Raw genomic sequence first — 15,707 nt, 5'->3', positions numbered from 1 at the left:
AAAACGTGGATAATGACCTTGTAATTGTTGTTCTCCCTTTACGCTAAGCACCAGAGACCTCGATGAAAATTGCTGATCTACAAGTACTGTTAAAGGTTGCCGAGCTTCGTTCTATTACCGCCGCCGCAAATCAGTTAGATATGAGCTCATCTGCGGCTAGTGTGTCTTTGAAGCGTATTGAGCAAGCGCTAGGCGCGCAGATGTTTGTGCGTACAACTCGGCAATTGCGGTTTACCCCTGAAGGTGAGCGCTACTTGCCGTTTTGTCAGCAAGCCTTGGATTTGCTTCAGCAAGGCCAGGTCTTAATTACCGAAGAGCAGCATGCGATAAGTGGCGAAGTACGCATGGCGGTATCGTCGGAAATGGGGCGAAACTTAATGCGTGTCTTGCTTAATAAGTTTATGGCCAAGTACAGCGCGGTTACCTTGCGCTTGCATGCCAGTGATAGTCGAGCGGATTTTTATCGCGATGGGATAGATGTTGCTTTGCGTGCTATAACGAAAGACGCGGCAAAAGATCTTAATTTATACGGGTTTAAAATATGTAATATACCTCACGTGGTATGCGCCGCACCTAACTATATTGCCGAATATGGCGAGCCATTAATTCCGGACGATCTTCCCCAGCATAACGCGCTGCTCTATAAGCTCTACGAAGTGGTCCACGACACCTGGGCGTTTTATGACGATACGCAAAAATACAAAGTGAAAATGCGCAGTGACCGCGCCGTTAACGATGGCGATATTGTTAGACGTTGGTGTGTTGATGGCGAGGGTATAGCAAAAAAGTCAGCCATAGATGTCTCACAAGACTTATTGAGCGGCAGGCTGAAAAGGCTGATGCCAGAATATAAGATACCCTTAACTGAAATGTGGTTGGTGTTGCCCAGCCGGCAGTTAATTTCACCGGCTATTCGGCTTATTCGCGACGAACTTAAACAGACTATCAGTGAGCGGAGAGAGCAATTGATAGCTAATAAGGTACTGGCAGAAGAAGAATGGCCAGATGCGGCTATAAATTAATTTTTGCTCGCTTTTTAATCCCACAATTCTTTGTACACGGCGATTGTTCGCTGGTTAACAGCGGCAATGAAGGACGGCAGGCTCAAGCCCCTCAACGTTGATATTGCCAGTGAACAAATCCACAGCTTGATTAAGGGCAGCAGCTTTTGGCCGCAGCTGCTGCAAACTTCGCCGATATTGAGCGCGGCGCAACGTCATGATTTAGCTGAGCGCACTGTCACAATGGTGCTCAGTACCTACCAAGCTTAAGTTAGCCGCTCAGGCCGATGTTTGGGCAGGGTGGGCCCTATTAGTCTCGGTTCAGTTATGCAGTTGCGCAGTAGTTATAGCTGAATTAGTTTCCCCGTTTTTTCCGCAATATACCTTCTTGGGTGCTGCTGGCGACCAGCCGGCCGGCGCGGTCGTATATTTTTCCGCGCACAAAGCCTCGGCCATTTGAGGCGCTGGGGCTTTCCATGTCGTAGAGTAGCCAGTCGTTAAAGTCGAAGGGCCGGTGAAACCACATACTGTGATCAATGGTGGCCATGCGCATGTCGTCGGTTAAAAACGACACGGCGTGAGGCTGGCTGGCGGTGGCTAAAAAGAAAAAATCTGAGGCGTAAGCAAGCATATAATTGTGAATACAGGGGTTGTCGGGTAAGCGGCCATTGGGTCGCATCCAGGTTTGCTTGGTCGGTTTGCCGTGGTCGGGATTTTTTAAGTCGTAATAATCCACTGAGCGAAAATCGATGGCGCGCACGGCGTTAAATTTTGGCAACCATTCTTCGGGCGCATAGCGCAGGTCTTCTTCGCGTAGCTCAAGTTCCTGTGGTAAAAAATCTGGCGCGGCTACCTCGGGCATTTCACTTTGATGATCGAAGCTGTCGATGTCGAGTTGAAAAGAGCTGGTCATAAAAAAGATGGTTTTACCGCATTGCACTGCTTTCACTCGACGATTTGAAATGGTGCCTGCATCAAGATTACTTTCGACTTCGAAGATGATCGGATGCTCTGGGTCACCCGGCCGTAGAAAGTAAGAGTGGAAGGAGTGAATATGGCGGGCGGGGTCGGCTTGTTGAGCGGCGGCTGATAGCGCCTGGGCAATGACCTGACCGCCGTAGACCCGCCCCCAATCGGTTGCTTCTGACTGACCTCGATAGAGGTTCTCGTCTAATTTCTCTAGGCTGAGTAGGGCAATAAGTTGCTGCAATGAATCTGATATAGGCAGAGGTCTCTTAAATGAGGCTATTCAGGCTGGATGCGCTGGAGTACTTGGCGTACAGGTTCAGGAATCGGCACTGGACGATTGCTTTTGCGGTCTACGTACACATGGACAAATCGCCCTAGGGCAGACGCTTGGCTGTCGTCATTGCGAAAGAGCGCGGTTTCATAACGAACACTGCTATTGCCTAGGTGTGCGACTTTAAGACCAACGCTCACCTTGTCAGGAAAGCTCACCGATGAAAAGTATTGGCATTGGGTTTCTATCACGAGGGCGATGGTCGGGCTTGTTGCAATGTCTAGGACGCCACTGGCGATTAAGTGTTCGTTTACGGCGGTGTCAAAAAAGGAATAGTAAATGACATTGTTCACATGCTGATAGACGTCATTATCATGCCAGCGGGTTTGAATTTCGCAAAAGTGCGGAAATTCACTGCGGCTTGGTATCGGGGGGTTCTCGCTCATAGTGATTCCTTATACAGTGCCTTAGCGTCTGCTAAACAAATCTCGCGGGGATTATTGATTAAGAGTCTGGCCTGTTTCATTGCATCTTCGGCTAGGGCGGTTAGGTCTTTTTCATCAATACCCACTTCTCGCAGTGACGTGGCAATACCCAGTTCGCTAGCAAGGTCTTTTAAGTAGTTTATTAATGCTAACGCGCGCTCTTGTGCGGAGCCTTGCAGTGTTGGAAATACCACATTGGCGAGCTCGGCATACTCGCTTTCTGCCTCGGGTAAATTGAATCGCATTACCGCGTTTAGCATCAATGCATTAGACAGACCGTGGGGAACATGAAACAGTGCTCCAATGGGGTAGGCGAGGGCGTGTACGCCGCCGACCGGTGCGTTGGCAAATGCCATTCCGGCTAGGCATGAACCGATCAGCATATTTTCGCGTGCCTGAATATTGTTGCCCTGTTGGCAGACGATTTGAATATTGGCGGCGAGCAAGCGTAAGGCGTCTTTGGCGAGACTGTCCGAAATCGGGTTTTTGAGCCGCTTACTGGTGAAGGCTTCAATGGCATGTACCATGGCGTCAATTCCTGTTGCCGCGGTGACATGATTGGGTAGTCCTACGGTTAATTCGGCATCTAGCAGGGCGATGTCGGGTAGCAATAACGGTGACACCACGCCTTTTTTCTCGTTTTCGCCGGTGGTGACAATGGCAATGCCTGTTACTTCTGACCCGGTGCCAGCCGTTGTGGGTATTAACACCAGCGGCAGGCGTTGACCTTTGGCGGCATCAACACCGTAAACGTCGGCTAGACTTTGATCGCTATTGCCAAGTAGTGCGATGAGTTTGGCTGTGTCTAGGGAGCTGCCTCCACCGAGGCCGACAATACAATCTGCTCGATATGCCCTTGCTGCCAATATGCCGCGCTCCACAACGGATTCAGGGGGATCGGCGACGACCTCTGAATATACTGAAACAGCAATATCACTTTGTTCGATGTTAGCTAGCATGGCGGTTAATAGGCCTGCGCCGATAACCCCTTGGTCACTGATCACGAGCACCGATTGGCAGTTCATGTCGGCAATATGTGTAGCAAGACGCGCTGCGGAACCACGCTCAACGACAATAGATTTTGTGGTGTGAAACTCAAAAGTAGTCATGACAAGTTAGTCTCTGCAGTGCGGGACGCGTTTATTATATTGAATGTAAAGTAGGCTGAGCGGTGCTAAAAGCGATAGCCAAAGCCCAGCTTGGCAACAGGAAAAATTTCAAGTGATTCCATGTCTTCTTCAATTTCGCGTTCTTCAGCATCAAGTTGAGCCCGGCATGCGCTGGAGCTATTGCAAGACCCCGACGATTGTATGTCGACGTTGGCTTGACCAAGGTAAGCTAGGCCTAAATCTATATTGAAATGCCAGTGCGGGTTGTTTTGAAAAGCCCAGCCTATACCAATATAGGGCGCGAGTTCTTCTTCAAAATCAATGTGGGTACGAAGCTCTGCAATATCACCGCTGGGCACACTTGTTCCACCCACTTCGCAGCTGTTGGTAGCAATAGCGTCAGAGGTATTGGTCTCACAGTTGGTAGTGAGTGTGGTGCCGCTATTATTTAATAAAATACCCGCGGTGATTCTGAATACATTATTAGCGGGGTACCAATCGGCAAAAATACTGCCATTTTTCAGGTCTAGGTCGCCCCTATACTTTAATTCGTCGCCGGGTACGCCGTTTTCGTCCTCGGGCTGAAAGTCAAAAGAGGTTGATAGCTGCTGCCATGCGGCGCGAACACCAAACCCTGAATTAACTTTGTAGGACAGCTCTATACCGGGGCCAATGGTGGATATATGGGTGGAAACACTCATTTCGGCATGGCTGCTATTTGTACCGCCAACGCTGAGTATTGTGGCAATAGCCAGTTGGGCTACTGGGTAGAGAGGGGACTTAAATAATCGGCGCAAGAGGCCTCCTAACAGTATTGGTAAGCTAAATAATATCGACAAGTAGCCTAGTAGGTCTATGGCCGATATAGCAGAGACTTACTTGGTATAGACCTATTCAGCGCCTTTTGCCTCGAATACACTAGGGCTTTTCTATTAGCGGCTATTATGTCAGTGCCTAATCAATCAGCAAAATTGAGCTCTACGCCAATACGAACGGTCAATGGCTCAGCGTTTAAAGCGCTGTTTCAAGCAGCCGAAGTATTGGGTGCTGATCTTGCCGCGCTCTGTACTGACACCGGTTTGAGCTTGGATAATATAGAAGATGTAGATAGTCGTTACCCCGTTGATGACTTACTGAATTTATATGAGCTTGTGGCGTCGCAAACGCAAACTCCCGATATTGGCCTTTACCTTGGCCGGATAGATTATATCAACCGTTTAAATCTCCAGTTATACGCCTGTTCTGCTTGCGCAACTTTTCGTGAATACCTAAATGTTATGCCCAGTGTTTTACGCATAGTGGGGGATATTGGTGAAGTTAAAGTACGTCGAGACAGCGAGTTTATTCGTTTAGATTGGCAGCCTTTGGCACCAGAAACGGCACAGCAACGCTATTTGAGTGATTCTTCTCTAGCGGCAGCTGCGGTGATTGTTAACTCGGTGTGTGTACGGCCAATTGTAATTCGTGCGGCGCATTTCAGTTATCCTCAGCCAGAGGATTTAAGCATGTTAATTCAGCAATTTGGCGTTCATTTGCTGTTTAATCAACCAAACAGCTGTTTGTATATAGATCGTGCTTGCTTAGATTATGCGCTGATCCGCTTAGATGCCAATTGGGTTCAGGCCTTAGCGCAGCCCATTCGGTATTTATTTGAGGACAATAAAGGCAGTAATGATTTTGTGGTTGCCCTACGTAAAACATTGCTGCGTTTATTGCCTAGCGGTGACATGAGTATTGATAAAGCGGCTGAAGCGTTGAATATATCTCGTCGCACATTACAGCGGCGTTTGGCCGAACAGGGCACACAATTTTTGCATGTTTTGCAGGAATTGCGTGCCGAACTCGCCATTCAGTATTTAAGTGATGAACGCTTGAGTATTACTGATATTGCTTTTCTACTTGGTTATATGGATCAAAGCTCCTTTTCTGGTGCGTTTCGCAGTTGGCATGGCAAATCACCGCGTGACTTTCGAAAACAATAATACGACCAGCGTGGCACTTATTCCCAACTACGCTGGCACCATTGCCCAAGCCTAAAACTATCAGCACGTTACACTAGGCGCTAAGTTTTATTAATCATAAGTGAGCACCATGTCCTTAACGTTTGATAGCGCGCGTCTTTTTAATCCTTATTTAAAGCCTGAGCATGAAGAGTGGCGAACACAGCTACGAAAATGGCTAGAAAAGGAAGTAATCCCGTTTCTCGATGACTGGGAAGAGGCCGGCAAGATTCCTGACGAGCTTTGGCAAAAAGCTGCCAGTATTGGCGTAATGCAAATGGGCTATCCCGAGGCCTTTGGTGGGATTTCTGAAGGCATAGATCAGTGGCATATAAATATCAGCAATGAAGAATTTACCCGCGCCGGTTCTGCTGGCGGCCTGATGAGTAATTTACTTATTCATGGGATTGGCTTGCCGCCAGTAATGAATTACGGCAGCGATGAGATTAAGCAACTTGTCGCTCCTGCGGTGCTGGCCGGTGAGAAGCGAATTTCCCTTGGTATTACTGAACCCTCAGGAGGCTCTGATGTTGCTAACATCACAACCACAGCGGTACGCGATGGTGATGATTATATTGTCAACGGGAGTAAGACGTTTATCTCTGGTGTGATGAATGCCGATTGGGTGTCAACCGCGGTGAGAACTGGTGGCGAGGGAGGGCGAGGGGTGTCGATGTTATTAATCCCCACTGACTTGCCCGGAGTTGCTCGCACAGCGCTAGACCGTAAACAGGGTTGGTGGTGTGCCGAAACCGGCACCATATATTTTGACAATGTGCGGGTGCCCGCCAGTCATTTATTGGGCGAAGAAGGCCAAGGCTTTTTAGTTATCATGACTAACTTTAACCCCGAGCGTTTAAGTTTGGCGGTAACAATGGAAGCGGCGGCGCGTGCTTGTTTAGAAGATGCAGTGGAATGGGCGCAGCAGCGAAAAACCTTTGGTAAGCGCTTGGCAGATCATCAGGTTATTCGCCATAAAATTGCCACCATGAAACAAAAAATAAATGCGACGCAAACCTATCTACAATATTTAACCCAAGCTTATATCGAAGGGCGTTGTGATCCCGGTGATTTGGCCATGGCTAAAGTGCAGGCCAGTGAAACCATGGAGTTTTGCGCCCGTGAAGCCAGTCAGATACTTGGCGGCGCGAGCTATTTGCGAGGCAACCGCATAGAGCGTTTTTATAGAGAAGTTAGAGTTAATGCTATTGGCGGTGGCTCAGAAGAAATTATGCGCGACCTTGCTGCGCGTCAATATCGTTTGTAAGGAAATATAAAATGACATCAATCAATAAGCCAAAGCTTTGGCATTGTTACACCTCTCGATCCTTACGGGCTTTATGGGCGCTAGAGGAGATGGGCATAGAATACGATCTTGAGGTTCTGCCATTTCCGCCGCGCATGTTCCAGCGTGAGTTTTTAGACGTAAACCCTTTGGGGACCGTGCCTTATTTTGTGGATGGCGACACCCACATGACGGAATCGTCTGCCATCGGTCTGTATTTAGTCGAGCGCTATCAACGCTATGATGTTGGTTTAAAAGCCGATCACGCTGAGTACGGTGATTATTTAAACTGGTTGTTTCACAGTGATGCCACGCTGACGTTTCCACAGACCTTAGTGTTACGTTATTCGCAACTAGAGCCTGCTGAGCGTCGTCAGCCCCAAGTCGTTGAAGATTACTACAAATGGTTTTTGGCTCGTTTGAAACGCTTGAATTCGCACCTTATGGATCGTGAATTTTTATGTGACAAGCGCTTCACCGTGGCGGATATTGCGATTGTTTATGCCTTATATCTGGGTGAAGGTTTGGGCTTGTCGCAGTTTTACGAACCTCAGGTGCAGGATTATTTAAGGCGAATGACAGCGCGGCCTGCGTTTCAAAAAGTAGAACCTATAGGCAAAGAAAACGCATTGTTCAGCCCTACGCCATACCCTTTCGAGAACATCCCAGACTTGTTCGCCTAAAAAAATAACGAAGACGGAGCACAATATGATTTTAACTGAAGAGCATGAAGCCATACGGCAGACCACTGCAAAATTTATTGATAACGAAATAAACCCCTATGCTGACGAGTGGGAGGCAGCGGGCATTTTCCCCGCCCATGAGTTATTTAAAAAGATGGGTGACCTTGGCTTGCTGGGTATTTGTAAGCCCATTGAGTTTGGTGGTATGGGCTTAGACTACAGTTATCAAATTGTCTTTTCTGAAGAGTTGGGGCGAATCACCACCGGCGGTGTGTCTATGGGGATTGGTGTACAGACCGACATGGCAACCCCAGCGCTGGCGCGATTTGGCAGTGATGAGCTGCGTAAAGAGTTTTTAGTTCCGGCTATTGCCGGCGATGCGGTGTTTTCGATCGCGGTGAGTGAACCCCATGCAGGCTCGGATGTAGCCGCTATTAAAACCACCGCCAAAAAAGACGGTGATGATTACATTATCAATGGCTCGAAAATGTGGATCACGAATTCGACCCAAGCTGATTATTTGTGTTTGTTGGCGAATACCAGTGACGATAAGCCGCATATGAATAAATCCTTAATTGTGGTTCCCACCAATACGCCAGGTATTTCGTTTTCTGAAAAATTAGATAAATTGGGCATGCGTTCCTCTGATACCGCGCAAGTCTTCTTTGACAATGTGCGAGTGCCGCAGCGCAATCTTATTGGTGAAGAGGGGCATGGTTTTATTTACCAAATGCTGCAGTTTCAAGAAGAGCGTCTGTTTGCCGCCGCAGGCAGTTTAAAAGCGATGGAAGAGTGCATTAACAAAACCATTGATTACACCAGAGAGCGACAGATCTTTGGTCAGTCGGTGTTAGATAACCAAGTTGTCCACTTTCGCTTAGCTGAGCTACAGACCGAGGTTGAGGCCTTAAGGGCACTGACGTTCGACGCGGTAGAGGGCTACCTCAACGGCACTGACGTGACACGCAAAGCATCAATGGCTAAATTGAAAGCAGGTCGATTGCTGCGCGAAGTCACTGACAGCTGCATGCAGTATTGGGGCGGAATGGGCTTTATGTGGGATAACCCAGTGGCGAGGGCGTATCGAGATACTCGTATTACGTCCATAGGCGGCGGCGCCGATGAGGTCATGTTAAGCATTATCTGTAAAACGATGGGAACCTTGCCGGGCCGTAAGAAGTAGTTGTACGTAATCTATGCGCTGCTCCAGTATTGGAGCAGCGAGCCGTAAATAATGCTGTATGAGTTATTGGAAACGGCTTCCAAGCGAATCATTAATGAAACTAAGCAAGTGACGCGTGTTGCCTACAATGTGAGTAGCAAGCTGCCCGCGAAGATTGAGTGGGAGTGGTTTTTTTTTAGAGATCTAAAGAAGTGAGAAATTTTAAAGGGTAGTCTTAAAGACATTCTAATAAGGCCGCTGGTGGGTAACCCCAGCGGCCTTATGTTTGTATGGTAGTTGCTTATTCAGATAAATTTAGTGTCTCAATGGTATCTGCCGCAATATCTGCTTCCAAATAGGGAAATTTGATCCACTCTTTAGCTGAGTAGGCCTCGGTCATATTCTTGTAATACGGCGAGGCTGGATCGCCGGATTGCGAATAGGTGATAAACCCTTCGGCGACGGGATTGCCGGCAGTATCCCAAGTGACAGTTTGAATATAGCTGTTGCCGTAGGTGATGTTGTAGCCGTCCTCCTCAAGTCCACCGCCACGCGCATTGGCAATGGTGAATGAACCCTCAAAACCTTCGCCGCCGAATATGGGTATAACGCTGTCATGTGCACCGGAATGCTGTATTTGACCCATCGGCGTATCCAGTTCAAAGGGCGAGTCCAAAACTTTCTGCACCCCATCTGCCAAGGCGGTGGCGACAATGGGATTGAGCACATTAAGGGTCGCTGGGGTGTTGACCGGGTCGCTCGCGGAGAAGGGCGTCAACCAAAGGAGGTCATCCAGTGGGGTGGCGACCGGCAGGGGGCCACCGGTGCCACGCCAAAACTCGCGCCAGATATGCCCGCCGACGGAGTTTAGGTTGTTCTTCCCGTCCCAGCTTGCGAGTATCGAGCAGGCGTCGCTTATTTCTACCGGAGTGCCGCCAGTGCTAAGTATAGGTGTTGGCAGGGCACAATAGCTGCTCAACACAGATTGGCGCGCGAGCTGCTCTGACAGAACGGTGCTCTCTAGTGCAACTTCCTGCAGTGTATCCAAATTAAACAAGTTGCCGGGTCGGCCATCACTACTATCTAGGCGCTTGATGACCTGCTGCATACACAGACGGGTACGCAGGGTGCGCTCGGTACCTTCATCGCCAATGATGGCGGCAAAGCCGGTAAGTGGCTCGGCAGGATTGCTGACCCAGTAACTGTCATTGCAATTGTGTACCCAGTCGTTACGGGTGATTTTGGGTAGGTTTGCTGGGCCAAAAATGCCGGGCCGAGGAGCGTCTTCATCGTTGTCCCACTCGCAATCCGAACGCGAACCGTCAAGGATCGGCAAGCCGGGCATTAGCTGCCCGAGCACAACTTGTAAAGGCAGGGCGCCACAGGTCTGGACCTTGCCGTCGGAGACGTTGGGGACGACAGTGACATCACCGTAGTAGGCTGGTTTGCCGGGGCCGGTCGCGGCAGTGTTGACCCAGGGTACGCCGAGTACGCTGCCGTGCAGCTCCACAAATTCTTCAAAACTTTGCGCTCTATTCCACCTGAAAAACTGGTTCATAAGACTGCCGTTTTCGGCATTGGCGTCGCGCAGTGTGTAGGCTTTAAGGGGCGACCATTCAAGCACTGGTATACCGGAGACTGCCAGTTCCAACATCGGGCCATAATGTGATCGATATAGGGTGCGAGTTTCGCTGGTGCTGGTGCCGTCGTCTTCCAGTATGTTGATCGTCACCTCGTTTGCGTCCATATCGCGCATTTCACCGTCATAGAGGTACTGGGTGGGATCGGCTGGGTTCAGGGTCAGTTCGTAGAAGGTAAAGCGATAGGCAGTGGATACGGTATGGCTCCACGCGAAATGCTCATTGAAACCGATCAGCACCGCGGGTACGCCATATAGCGAAGCTCCCATGATTTCAGCATCCGGCAACTCTAGGTGCGTCAGATAGAGACGCTCAGTCCCGGTCCACGGAAAATGCGGATTACCTAACAGCAATGATTCTTCACTTGTCGCATCGGGCCCTAGGGCGTACATATTGCTGCCGATAGGTAGTCCATCCGACAGTGGCAATGCAGCGGGATCCAGCGCGAGAATGTCATCTAGATCGATGGGCAATGGCAGATTGTCTGGCCCCGGTGGTTTGGCCTGAGAAACCTCGTTCACAAACACCGATGAGCTGGCCAGAAGGGTTAACCGGAAGTATCGGCGGAACATATCGTCAGCGGTGATTTCGGTAAGCCAAGCTTCATTTCGGCAGGCCAAGTGGCGACCGGGATGTTGACCGGCTTTAAGCTCCTTTACATAGCGGTTGTAGCCAGCGACAAAACCTTTAGTGGCGTCGATTGCTTCTTGGTCACTGTTTTTAAGCGGCGCGATGGCCTCATCGGTGGCGATGAATTTCCAGAAAAAATCTGAATCTACGTTATTGGCCGTGGAGCCGTTGGAGACAATAGTGTAAGTGCCGTCGCGGCCGAGATATTTGGCGCGCTCACCGCGAATGGTTAACAAGTCTTCGGCCAGTATGCAGAGGTTGTCCTCTGCATGAACGTAGCCGTAGCCGTAGCCCATATTGCCGTAATTACTAGCTTTGATGTGAGGGATACCGAAGGAGGTGCGGCGTACCTCCACTTGGTATTGCGGGCCGCCGTTACCATTACCGCCATTGTCATCACCGCTGTCGGAGTTGCGAGAGCTTCCTCCGCCACCACAGCCGGTCATGCTTAATAGGACGATGCAGGTAATAATTAACCCGTAAATACGCATTTGGGTTCTCCCTCTTGGAATTATTTTGTAAGTGTAGCTCAGTGCTTTGGCTTGCGTTTTACTGACCACGAATCACTGGAATGCTGGGGCAGAATACATTTGAGCACTAGGTTTTTTGGCACATGGTTAAGCTGCGCGTTTAGCATCACTACGGAAAATCGTGTTGATACATTGAATTTTTTATGTCGCGTGCCAAGCTCTTTTGTCTAAGAGCGTATTGTTTGATTATTGTTGTAAGCACAATAATCGCTGCCCCTAATCGCAATGTCACGTTAATAAATTTTTAGGAAGTAGTGGCGCGGTGCTTATTAGAGTTATTAATACATTGAGAGACCAGTGATATACGCTGTATCCCCATATATCTATTATTTTATTTATCTTTGGGGATTTAACTAGGCTCGTAAGGCAGTACGTAATGTTTGCTGCATTCACTGAGATGAAAACATAGTTTGGAAATACAAGCGGGGCGGCTGCTTCTAGCAATGCGCAGCATCTTTTATCTGTTTGTTATTTTGACTTCAGCCTCAACTCGCTCTATAAAGTATTTCTATATTAGGTAACGCTATATTGTTACCAGCCTTTGAATTGTAGAGCGTCTGCGTTGAGAGCCCACGTACAGCATTTAATCTTACTGACCCTTGCATGGCTTCTCATTGCGATTGGCATTGTCTTTCTACTGTCGCCCATACCCGTTGGGGTGTTTTTTATTGCCGTGGGCTTATCGGTTCTCATTTCTACCAGCGATGCTGTGGCGGCTAAAGTGAGTCGATTTCGACGCCGGCATGTGAAATTTAATGACAGTTTACATTCGATAGAGAACAAGCTCGGAAACCGTCTAAAGTTTGTCAGCGCGGCAATGCGTAAAACACGTCCTTCGATAGAAGACGGACATTAATCCACCATAATAATATTGCGCCTTACAGGTCTGTTTTAACTTGCTTAGACGTGAGTAAAAAATCTTGAATGGCGTGGTTAATTCCCTGTTGTTCATATACCTTAAGCCATCCATCAATTGCGCTAAATACCTTGTCATTGCTTGCAATATCGGCAGGGAACAGTGTTTCTATTTGTCGTAGCTCGACTAAGGCTGTTCTGGCTGATTTTCTCTGATCTTTAAATATGGCGGCAAATTGAGCCGCCATTGGGTCTTCAATTGAGTAGCGATTGCCAAACTCATCTACACCTTGTAAATAGCGCACCCAGGCCGCCAGTGCGGCAGTGGTCAGGCTAATTGAGCCGTGGTATTGAAGTTGCCAACGGAGGATGGGGAATAGGCGGTTGGGAATTTTTTGGGAACCATCAATCGCGATTTGTTGGCACTGATGTTGTAAGGCGCTATTGGCGAATCGTTGTAGCAGGTTTTGTTGGTAAGCGTTTAGGTCGAAGGTGGCTGGCATACGCAGTGTTGGTGCCGCTTCTTCTTGCATTAACTTTTCGATAAAGCGGTGTAGTGACGGCTTGGCGATAACTTGGTCTACGGTGTTATAGCCGGCTACCGCGCCGATATAGGCAATGGCTGAATGGCTGGCGTTGAGCAGGCGGAGCTTCATGTTCTCGAAGGGCGTGACGTCGGCAACATATTGGACGCCGACTTTATTCCACTGCGGAACTGGCCCCGCAAAGTTATCTTCAATAATCCACTGGCTGAAGGGCTCGCTGAACACCGCGCCCTGATCTTCTAGACCAAGTTCATGCTCTAAGTGACGGAGATCGTCGGGGGTGGTGGCGGGCACGATACGGTCAACCATGGTGTTGGGGAAACGACAATGTTTGGCGATCCAGTCGGCGAGGGTGGGGTCGATTATACGGCTGAATTCTAACAAGGCTTGGCGAAGTTTTTTGCCGTTAGTCGACATATTATCGCAGGAGATGACCGTCAGCCCCGGCCGCTGTTGCTGCCGGCGTTCGGCCATGGCTGCGGTTAAAAATCCCAATGCGGTGCGCGGCTGCTTAATATGTTCGCGATCGTGTTGCAGGTCGATATGGTCTTTAGCTAATTCGCCTGTACTGGGCGCAAGGTAGTAGCCTTTTTCGGTAATGGTAAGGGTGACTACCGAAGTGTCTGCTGCGGCTAGCGCGGCAATGACGTTTTCCGGTTCTTTGGGGGCAACGAGGATATTTGCAATGGCGCCAATAAGCTGTCGCTCACGCTTGGCACCATCGCGAATTTCTAAGGTGTAGAGGCAGTCTTGTGGTGCTAATTGCGCATGTACTCTTTCGCTTCGCAGGCTTACACCGGTGATTCGCCAGTGGCCACCAAACTGCGCTAGGACTTGCTCGGTATACCACGCTTGGTGGGCGCGGTGAAACGCGCCGATGCCAAGGTGAACAATGCCGACGCGGTGCTGCTCACGCTGGTAGCGAGCGTGCTTTATGGCGCTTTGAAGGGCTGTATTTTGACTAAGACGCATTGTTTTCCCTGTTGCTTACACTCATAAACGATAGGCTTTTTTGGCTAGGGTGTAGCTCAGCTTTACGGCGAGCTCTGCCGCAGCGGTTTCAGTTAGGCGGTGATCGGCAACCAGCTCGGCGAGGTAGCCGCAGTCCATGCGGCGGGCGACATCATGCCTGGCGGGAATAGATAAAAAGGCACGGGTATCGTCATTGAAGCCGACAGTATTGTAAAAGCCGGCAGTCTCAGTGGTCTGTTGTCGAAAGCGGCGCATACCTTCTGGGCTGTCGTTAAACCACCATGCTGGACCGAGTTTGAGACTGGGGTAGTGCCCGGCCAAGGGTGCCAGTTCCCGCGCGTAACTGGTCTCGTCTAGGGTGAATACAATCAGTGTGAAGTTTGCGTGGTTGCCAAAACGATTCAGCAGTGGTCTTAGCGCCTTGACGTATTCCGTTGCCACAGGAATGTCGGCGCCTTTGTCGCGGCCGTAGCCTGTAAAGACGGTTTGATTGTGATTGCGATAAACCCCGGGATGCAATTGCATCACTAGGCCGTCGTCGATGCTCATGGCCGCCATTTCAGTGAGGACTTGAGCGCGAAATAATTCAGCGTCTTTGGCACAAAAGGCTTTGCTGATTATTTTGTGAAATAAGTGTTCGCATTCAGCCAGGGAAAGGTCGGCGGTTGCCGCAGTGGGGTGGCCGTGATCGCTGGCGGTGGCACCGTGTTGTTTGAAAAAAGCGCGGCGTTGACGCAGTGCCGCAAGATAGCCCGACCAGCTTGCGGTGTCTTGTTGGGTTAAGTCCGCAAGTTGTTTGAGATTGTCGCTAAAACCCTCGTATTCTGGGTCAACCACGGGGTCGGGGCGAAAGGTTGTTATTACTCGTCTTGACCAGCCGCTTGCTTGAATGGCGGCATGGTGGCTGAGGGAGTCTAAGGGGGATTCTGTGGTGGCCAGCAGCTCGATATTAAATTGATCAAACAGGGCGCGGGGTCGAAAACTCTCTTTTGCTAGTAATGTATTTATCCCATCGTAGTAGTGGTCGGCGGTAGCTGAGTCTAAAGCGACGTCAAACTTGAATATCTCTGCAAATACATGGTCTAGCCACATCCGCGAAGGTGTTCCTAGAAATAAATGATAGTGATTGGCGAACACCTGCCAGCTTTCTCTTGGGTCAACATTACTTGGCTTGCCGTCGGCACCGGGGATACCGATCGCCGCCAGTGAAATCCCCTGGCTATATAGCATGCGAAAGACATAGTGGTCGGGTTGAACTAATAATTCGCTGGCATTTTTAAAGCTGGCATTTTCTGAGAACCATATCGGATCGGTATGACCGTGGGGGCTGATGATCGGTAAATCTTTAACGCCAGAGTAAAGTGATTTGGCAATATCGCGGCTGTATTTATCCCTGGGAAATAGACGGTCGGGATGGAGTGCCAGTGGCGTGGTCATGGTGTGGTCCTAGTGTCAGCTTTGATGAAGATCGCCATTAAAGAAGCGTTTATTCCTGCTAGCTCTATCTAATGTCATTTATGTTTAACTTTTGTGAATTACATTGGTCATTCCTGCAGAATATTTTGGTAAT

14 protein-coding genes and 1 pseudogene are annotated in these 15,707 nt (G+C 49.3%); 8 read left to right on the top strand and 7 right to left on the bottom strand.

The window, feature by feature from the left end:
• The first annotated feature begins 62 nt into the window (after positions 1 to 62).
• Together AELLOGFF_RS12470 and AELLOGFF_RS12465 are read left to right on the top strand one after the other, a co-directional pair.
• Positions 63 to 1,022, top strand: coding sequence for a LysR family transcriptional regulator (locus tag AELLOGFF_RS12470; protein WP_159269042.1), 960 nt, complete (start codon positions 63 to 65; stop codon positions 1,020 to 1,022).
• A 30-nt stretch (positions 1,023 to 1,052) separates the two neighbouring features.
• A complete protein-coding gene (locus tag AELLOGFF_RS12465; protein WP_268818556.1) occupies positions 1,053 to 1,271 on the top strand; it encodes a TetR/AcrR family transcriptional regulator C-terminal domain-containing protein in 219 nt (72 codons plus the stop codon).
• A gap of 85 nt (positions 1,272 to 1,356) precedes the next feature.
• Here AELLOGFF_RS12465 and AELLOGFF_RS12460 read toward each other — a convergent pair whose 3' ends face one another.
• The 4 genes from AELLOGFF_RS12460 to AELLOGFF_RS12445 form a co-directional block, all read right to left on the bottom strand.
• On the bottom strand, positions 1,357 to 2,211 hold the full coding sequence (locus AELLOGFF_RS12460) for an acyl-CoA thioesterase (protein ID WP_235035718.1): 855 nt from the start codon (positions 2,209 to 2,211) through the stop codon (positions 1,357 to 1,359).
• Positions 2,212 to 2,246: 35 nt separating this feature from the next.
• Entirely contained in the window at positions 2,247 to 2,687 is a 441-nt protein-coding gene (locus AELLOGFF_RS12455; protein WP_159269040.1) for an acyl-CoA thioesterase, read from the bottom strand.
• Complete coding sequence (locus AELLOGFF_RS12450) at positions 2,684 to 3,835, bottom strand: iron-containing alcohol dehydrogenase (protein WP_159269039.1); 1,152 nt, start codon at positions 3,833 to 3,835, stop codon at positions 2,684 to 2,686. The genes AELLOGFF_RS12455 and AELLOGFF_RS12450 overlap by 4 nt, the downstream gene beginning before the upstream one ends.
• 65 nt (positions 3,836 to 3,900) lie before the next feature.
• The gene (locus AELLOGFF_RS12445) at positions 3,901 to 4,632 is read right to left on the bottom strand and encodes a hypothetical protein (RefSeq protein WP_159269038.1); all 732 of its coding nucleotides are present in this window, start codon (positions 4,630 to 4,632) and stop codon (positions 3,901 to 3,903) included.
• Between the two features lie 147 nt (positions 4,633 to 4,779).
• On the opposite strand from AELLOGFF_RS12445, the gene AELLOGFF_RS12440 reads away from it, so the two are divergent.
• The 5 genes and pseudogenes from AELLOGFF_RS12440 to AELLOGFF_RS18145 all read left to right on the top strand — a co-directional run.
• Complete coding sequence (locus tag AELLOGFF_RS12440; protein WP_159269037.1) at positions 4,780 to 5,817, top strand: helix-turn-helix domain-containing protein; 1,038 nt, start codon at positions 4,780 to 4,782, stop codon at positions 5,815 to 5,817.
• 109 nt (positions 5,818 to 5,926) lie between these two features.
• The gene (locus tag AELLOGFF_RS12435) at positions 5,927 to 7,102 is read left to right on the top strand and encodes an acyl-CoA dehydrogenase family protein (RefSeq protein ID WP_159269036.1); all 1,176 of its coding nucleotides are present in this window, start codon (positions 5,927 to 5,929) and stop codon (positions 7,100 to 7,102) included.
• Between the two features lie 11 nt (positions 7,103 to 7,113).
• Positions 7,114 to 7,803: a glutathione S-transferase family protein gene (locus AELLOGFF_RS12430; RefSeq protein ID WP_159269035.1), complete on the top strand. Its 690-nt coding sequence runs from the start codon at positions 7,114 to 7,116 to the stop codon at positions 7,801 to 7,803.
• 25 nt (positions 7,804 to 7,828) lie between these two features.
• Complete coding sequence (locus AELLOGFF_RS12425; protein ID WP_159269034.1) at positions 7,829 to 8,986, top strand: acyl-CoA dehydrogenase family protein; 1,158 nt, start codon at positions 7,829 to 7,831, stop codon at positions 8,984 to 8,986.
• A gap of 57 nt (positions 8,987 to 9,043) precedes the next feature.
• Positions 9,044 to 9,181 (top strand): annotated as a pseudogene (locus AELLOGFF_RS18145) (hypothetical protein); the annotation flags it as partial.
• 85 nt (positions 9,182 to 9,266) lie between these two features.
• Here the strand turns inward: AELLOGFF_RS18145 and AELLOGFF_RS12415 are convergent.
• The gene (locus tag AELLOGFF_RS12415) at positions 9,267 to 11,726 is read right to left on the bottom strand and encodes a penicillin acylase family protein (RefSeq protein ID WP_159269032.1); all 2,460 of its coding nucleotides are present in this window, start codon (positions 11,724 to 11,726) and stop codon (positions 9,267 to 9,269) included.
• Positions 11,727 to 12,327: 601 nt separating this feature from the next.
• Here AELLOGFF_RS12415 and AELLOGFF_RS12410 point away from each other — a divergent pair.
• The gene (locus AELLOGFF_RS12410; RefSeq protein ID WP_159269031.1) at positions 12,328 to 12,621 is read left to right on the top strand and encodes a hypothetical protein; all 294 of its coding nucleotides are present in this window, start codon (positions 12,328 to 12,330) and stop codon (positions 12,619 to 12,621) included.
• A 22-nt stretch (positions 12,622 to 12,643) separates the two neighbouring features.
• On the opposite strand, the gene AELLOGFF_RS12405 is transcribed toward AELLOGFF_RS12410, so the two are convergent.
• Together AELLOGFF_RS12405 and uxaC are read right to left on the bottom strand one after the other, a co-directional pair.
• The gene (locus AELLOGFF_RS12405; protein WP_159269030.1) at positions 12,644 to 14,137 is read right to left on the bottom strand and encodes a mannitol dehydrogenase family protein; all 1,494 of its coding nucleotides are present in this window, start codon (positions 14,135 to 14,137) and stop codon (positions 12,644 to 12,646) included.
• A gap of 21 nt (positions 14,138 to 14,158) precedes the next feature.
• Positions 14,159 to 15,574, bottom strand: coding sequence for a glucuronate isomerase (gene uxaC, locus AELLOGFF_RS12400; RefSeq protein ID WP_159269029.1), 1,416 nt, complete (start codon positions 15,572 to 15,574; stop codon positions 14,159 to 14,161).
• Positions 15,575 to 15,707: the final 133 nt, after the last annotated feature.

It is taken from the genome of Zhongshania aliphaticivorans (genome assembly GCF_902705875.1).
GTDB classification, from domain to species: domain Bacteria; phylum Pseudomonadota; class Gammaproteobacteria; order Pseudomonadales; family Spongiibacteraceae; genus Spongiibacter; species Spongiibacter aliphaticivorans_A.
Note: the sequence above shows the minus strand (reverse complement) of the source record. Positions and strands in the feature narration are given on the sequence as shown.

Coding starts and splice junctions, on each gene's coding strand:
- AELLOGFF_RS12470 (WP_159269042.1), top strand. CDS start 63: ATGAAAATTGCTGATCTACAAGTACTGTTAAAGGTTGCCGAGCTTCGT.
- AELLOGFF_RS12455 (WP_159269040.1), bottom strand. CDS start 2,687: ATGAGCGAGAACCCCCCGATACCAAGCCGCAGTGAATTTCCGCACTTT.
- AELLOGFF_RS12450 (WP_159269039.1), bottom strand. CDS start 3,835: ATGACTACTTTTGAGTTTCACACCACAAAATCTATTGTCGTTGAGCGT.
- AELLOGFF_RS12440 (WP_159269037.1), top strand. CDS start 4,780: ATGTCAGTGCCTAATCAATCAGCAAAATTGAGCTCTACGCCAATACGA.
- AELLOGFF_RS12435 (WP_159269036.1), top strand. CDS start 5,927: ATGTCCTTAACGTTTGATAGCGCGCGTCTTTTTAATCCTTATTTAAAG.
- AELLOGFF_RS12430 (WP_159269035.1), top strand. CDS start 7,114: ATGACATCAATCAATAAGCCAAAGCTTTGGCATTGTTACACCTCTCGA.
- AELLOGFF_RS12425 (WP_159269034.1), top strand. CDS start 7,829: ATGATTTTAACTGAAGAGCATGAAGCCATACGGCAGACCACTGCAAAA.
- AELLOGFF_RS12415 (WP_159269032.1), bottom strand. CDS start 11,726: ATGCGTATTTACGGGTTAATTATTACCTGCATCGTCCTATTAAGCATG.
- AELLOGFF_RS12405 (WP_159269030.1), bottom strand. CDS start 14,137: ATGCGTCTTAGTCAAAATACAGCCCTTCAAAGCGCCATAAAGCACGCT.
- uxaC (WP_159269029.1), bottom strand. CDS start 15,574: ATGACCACGCCACTGGCACTCCATCCCGACCGTCTATTTCCCAGGGAT.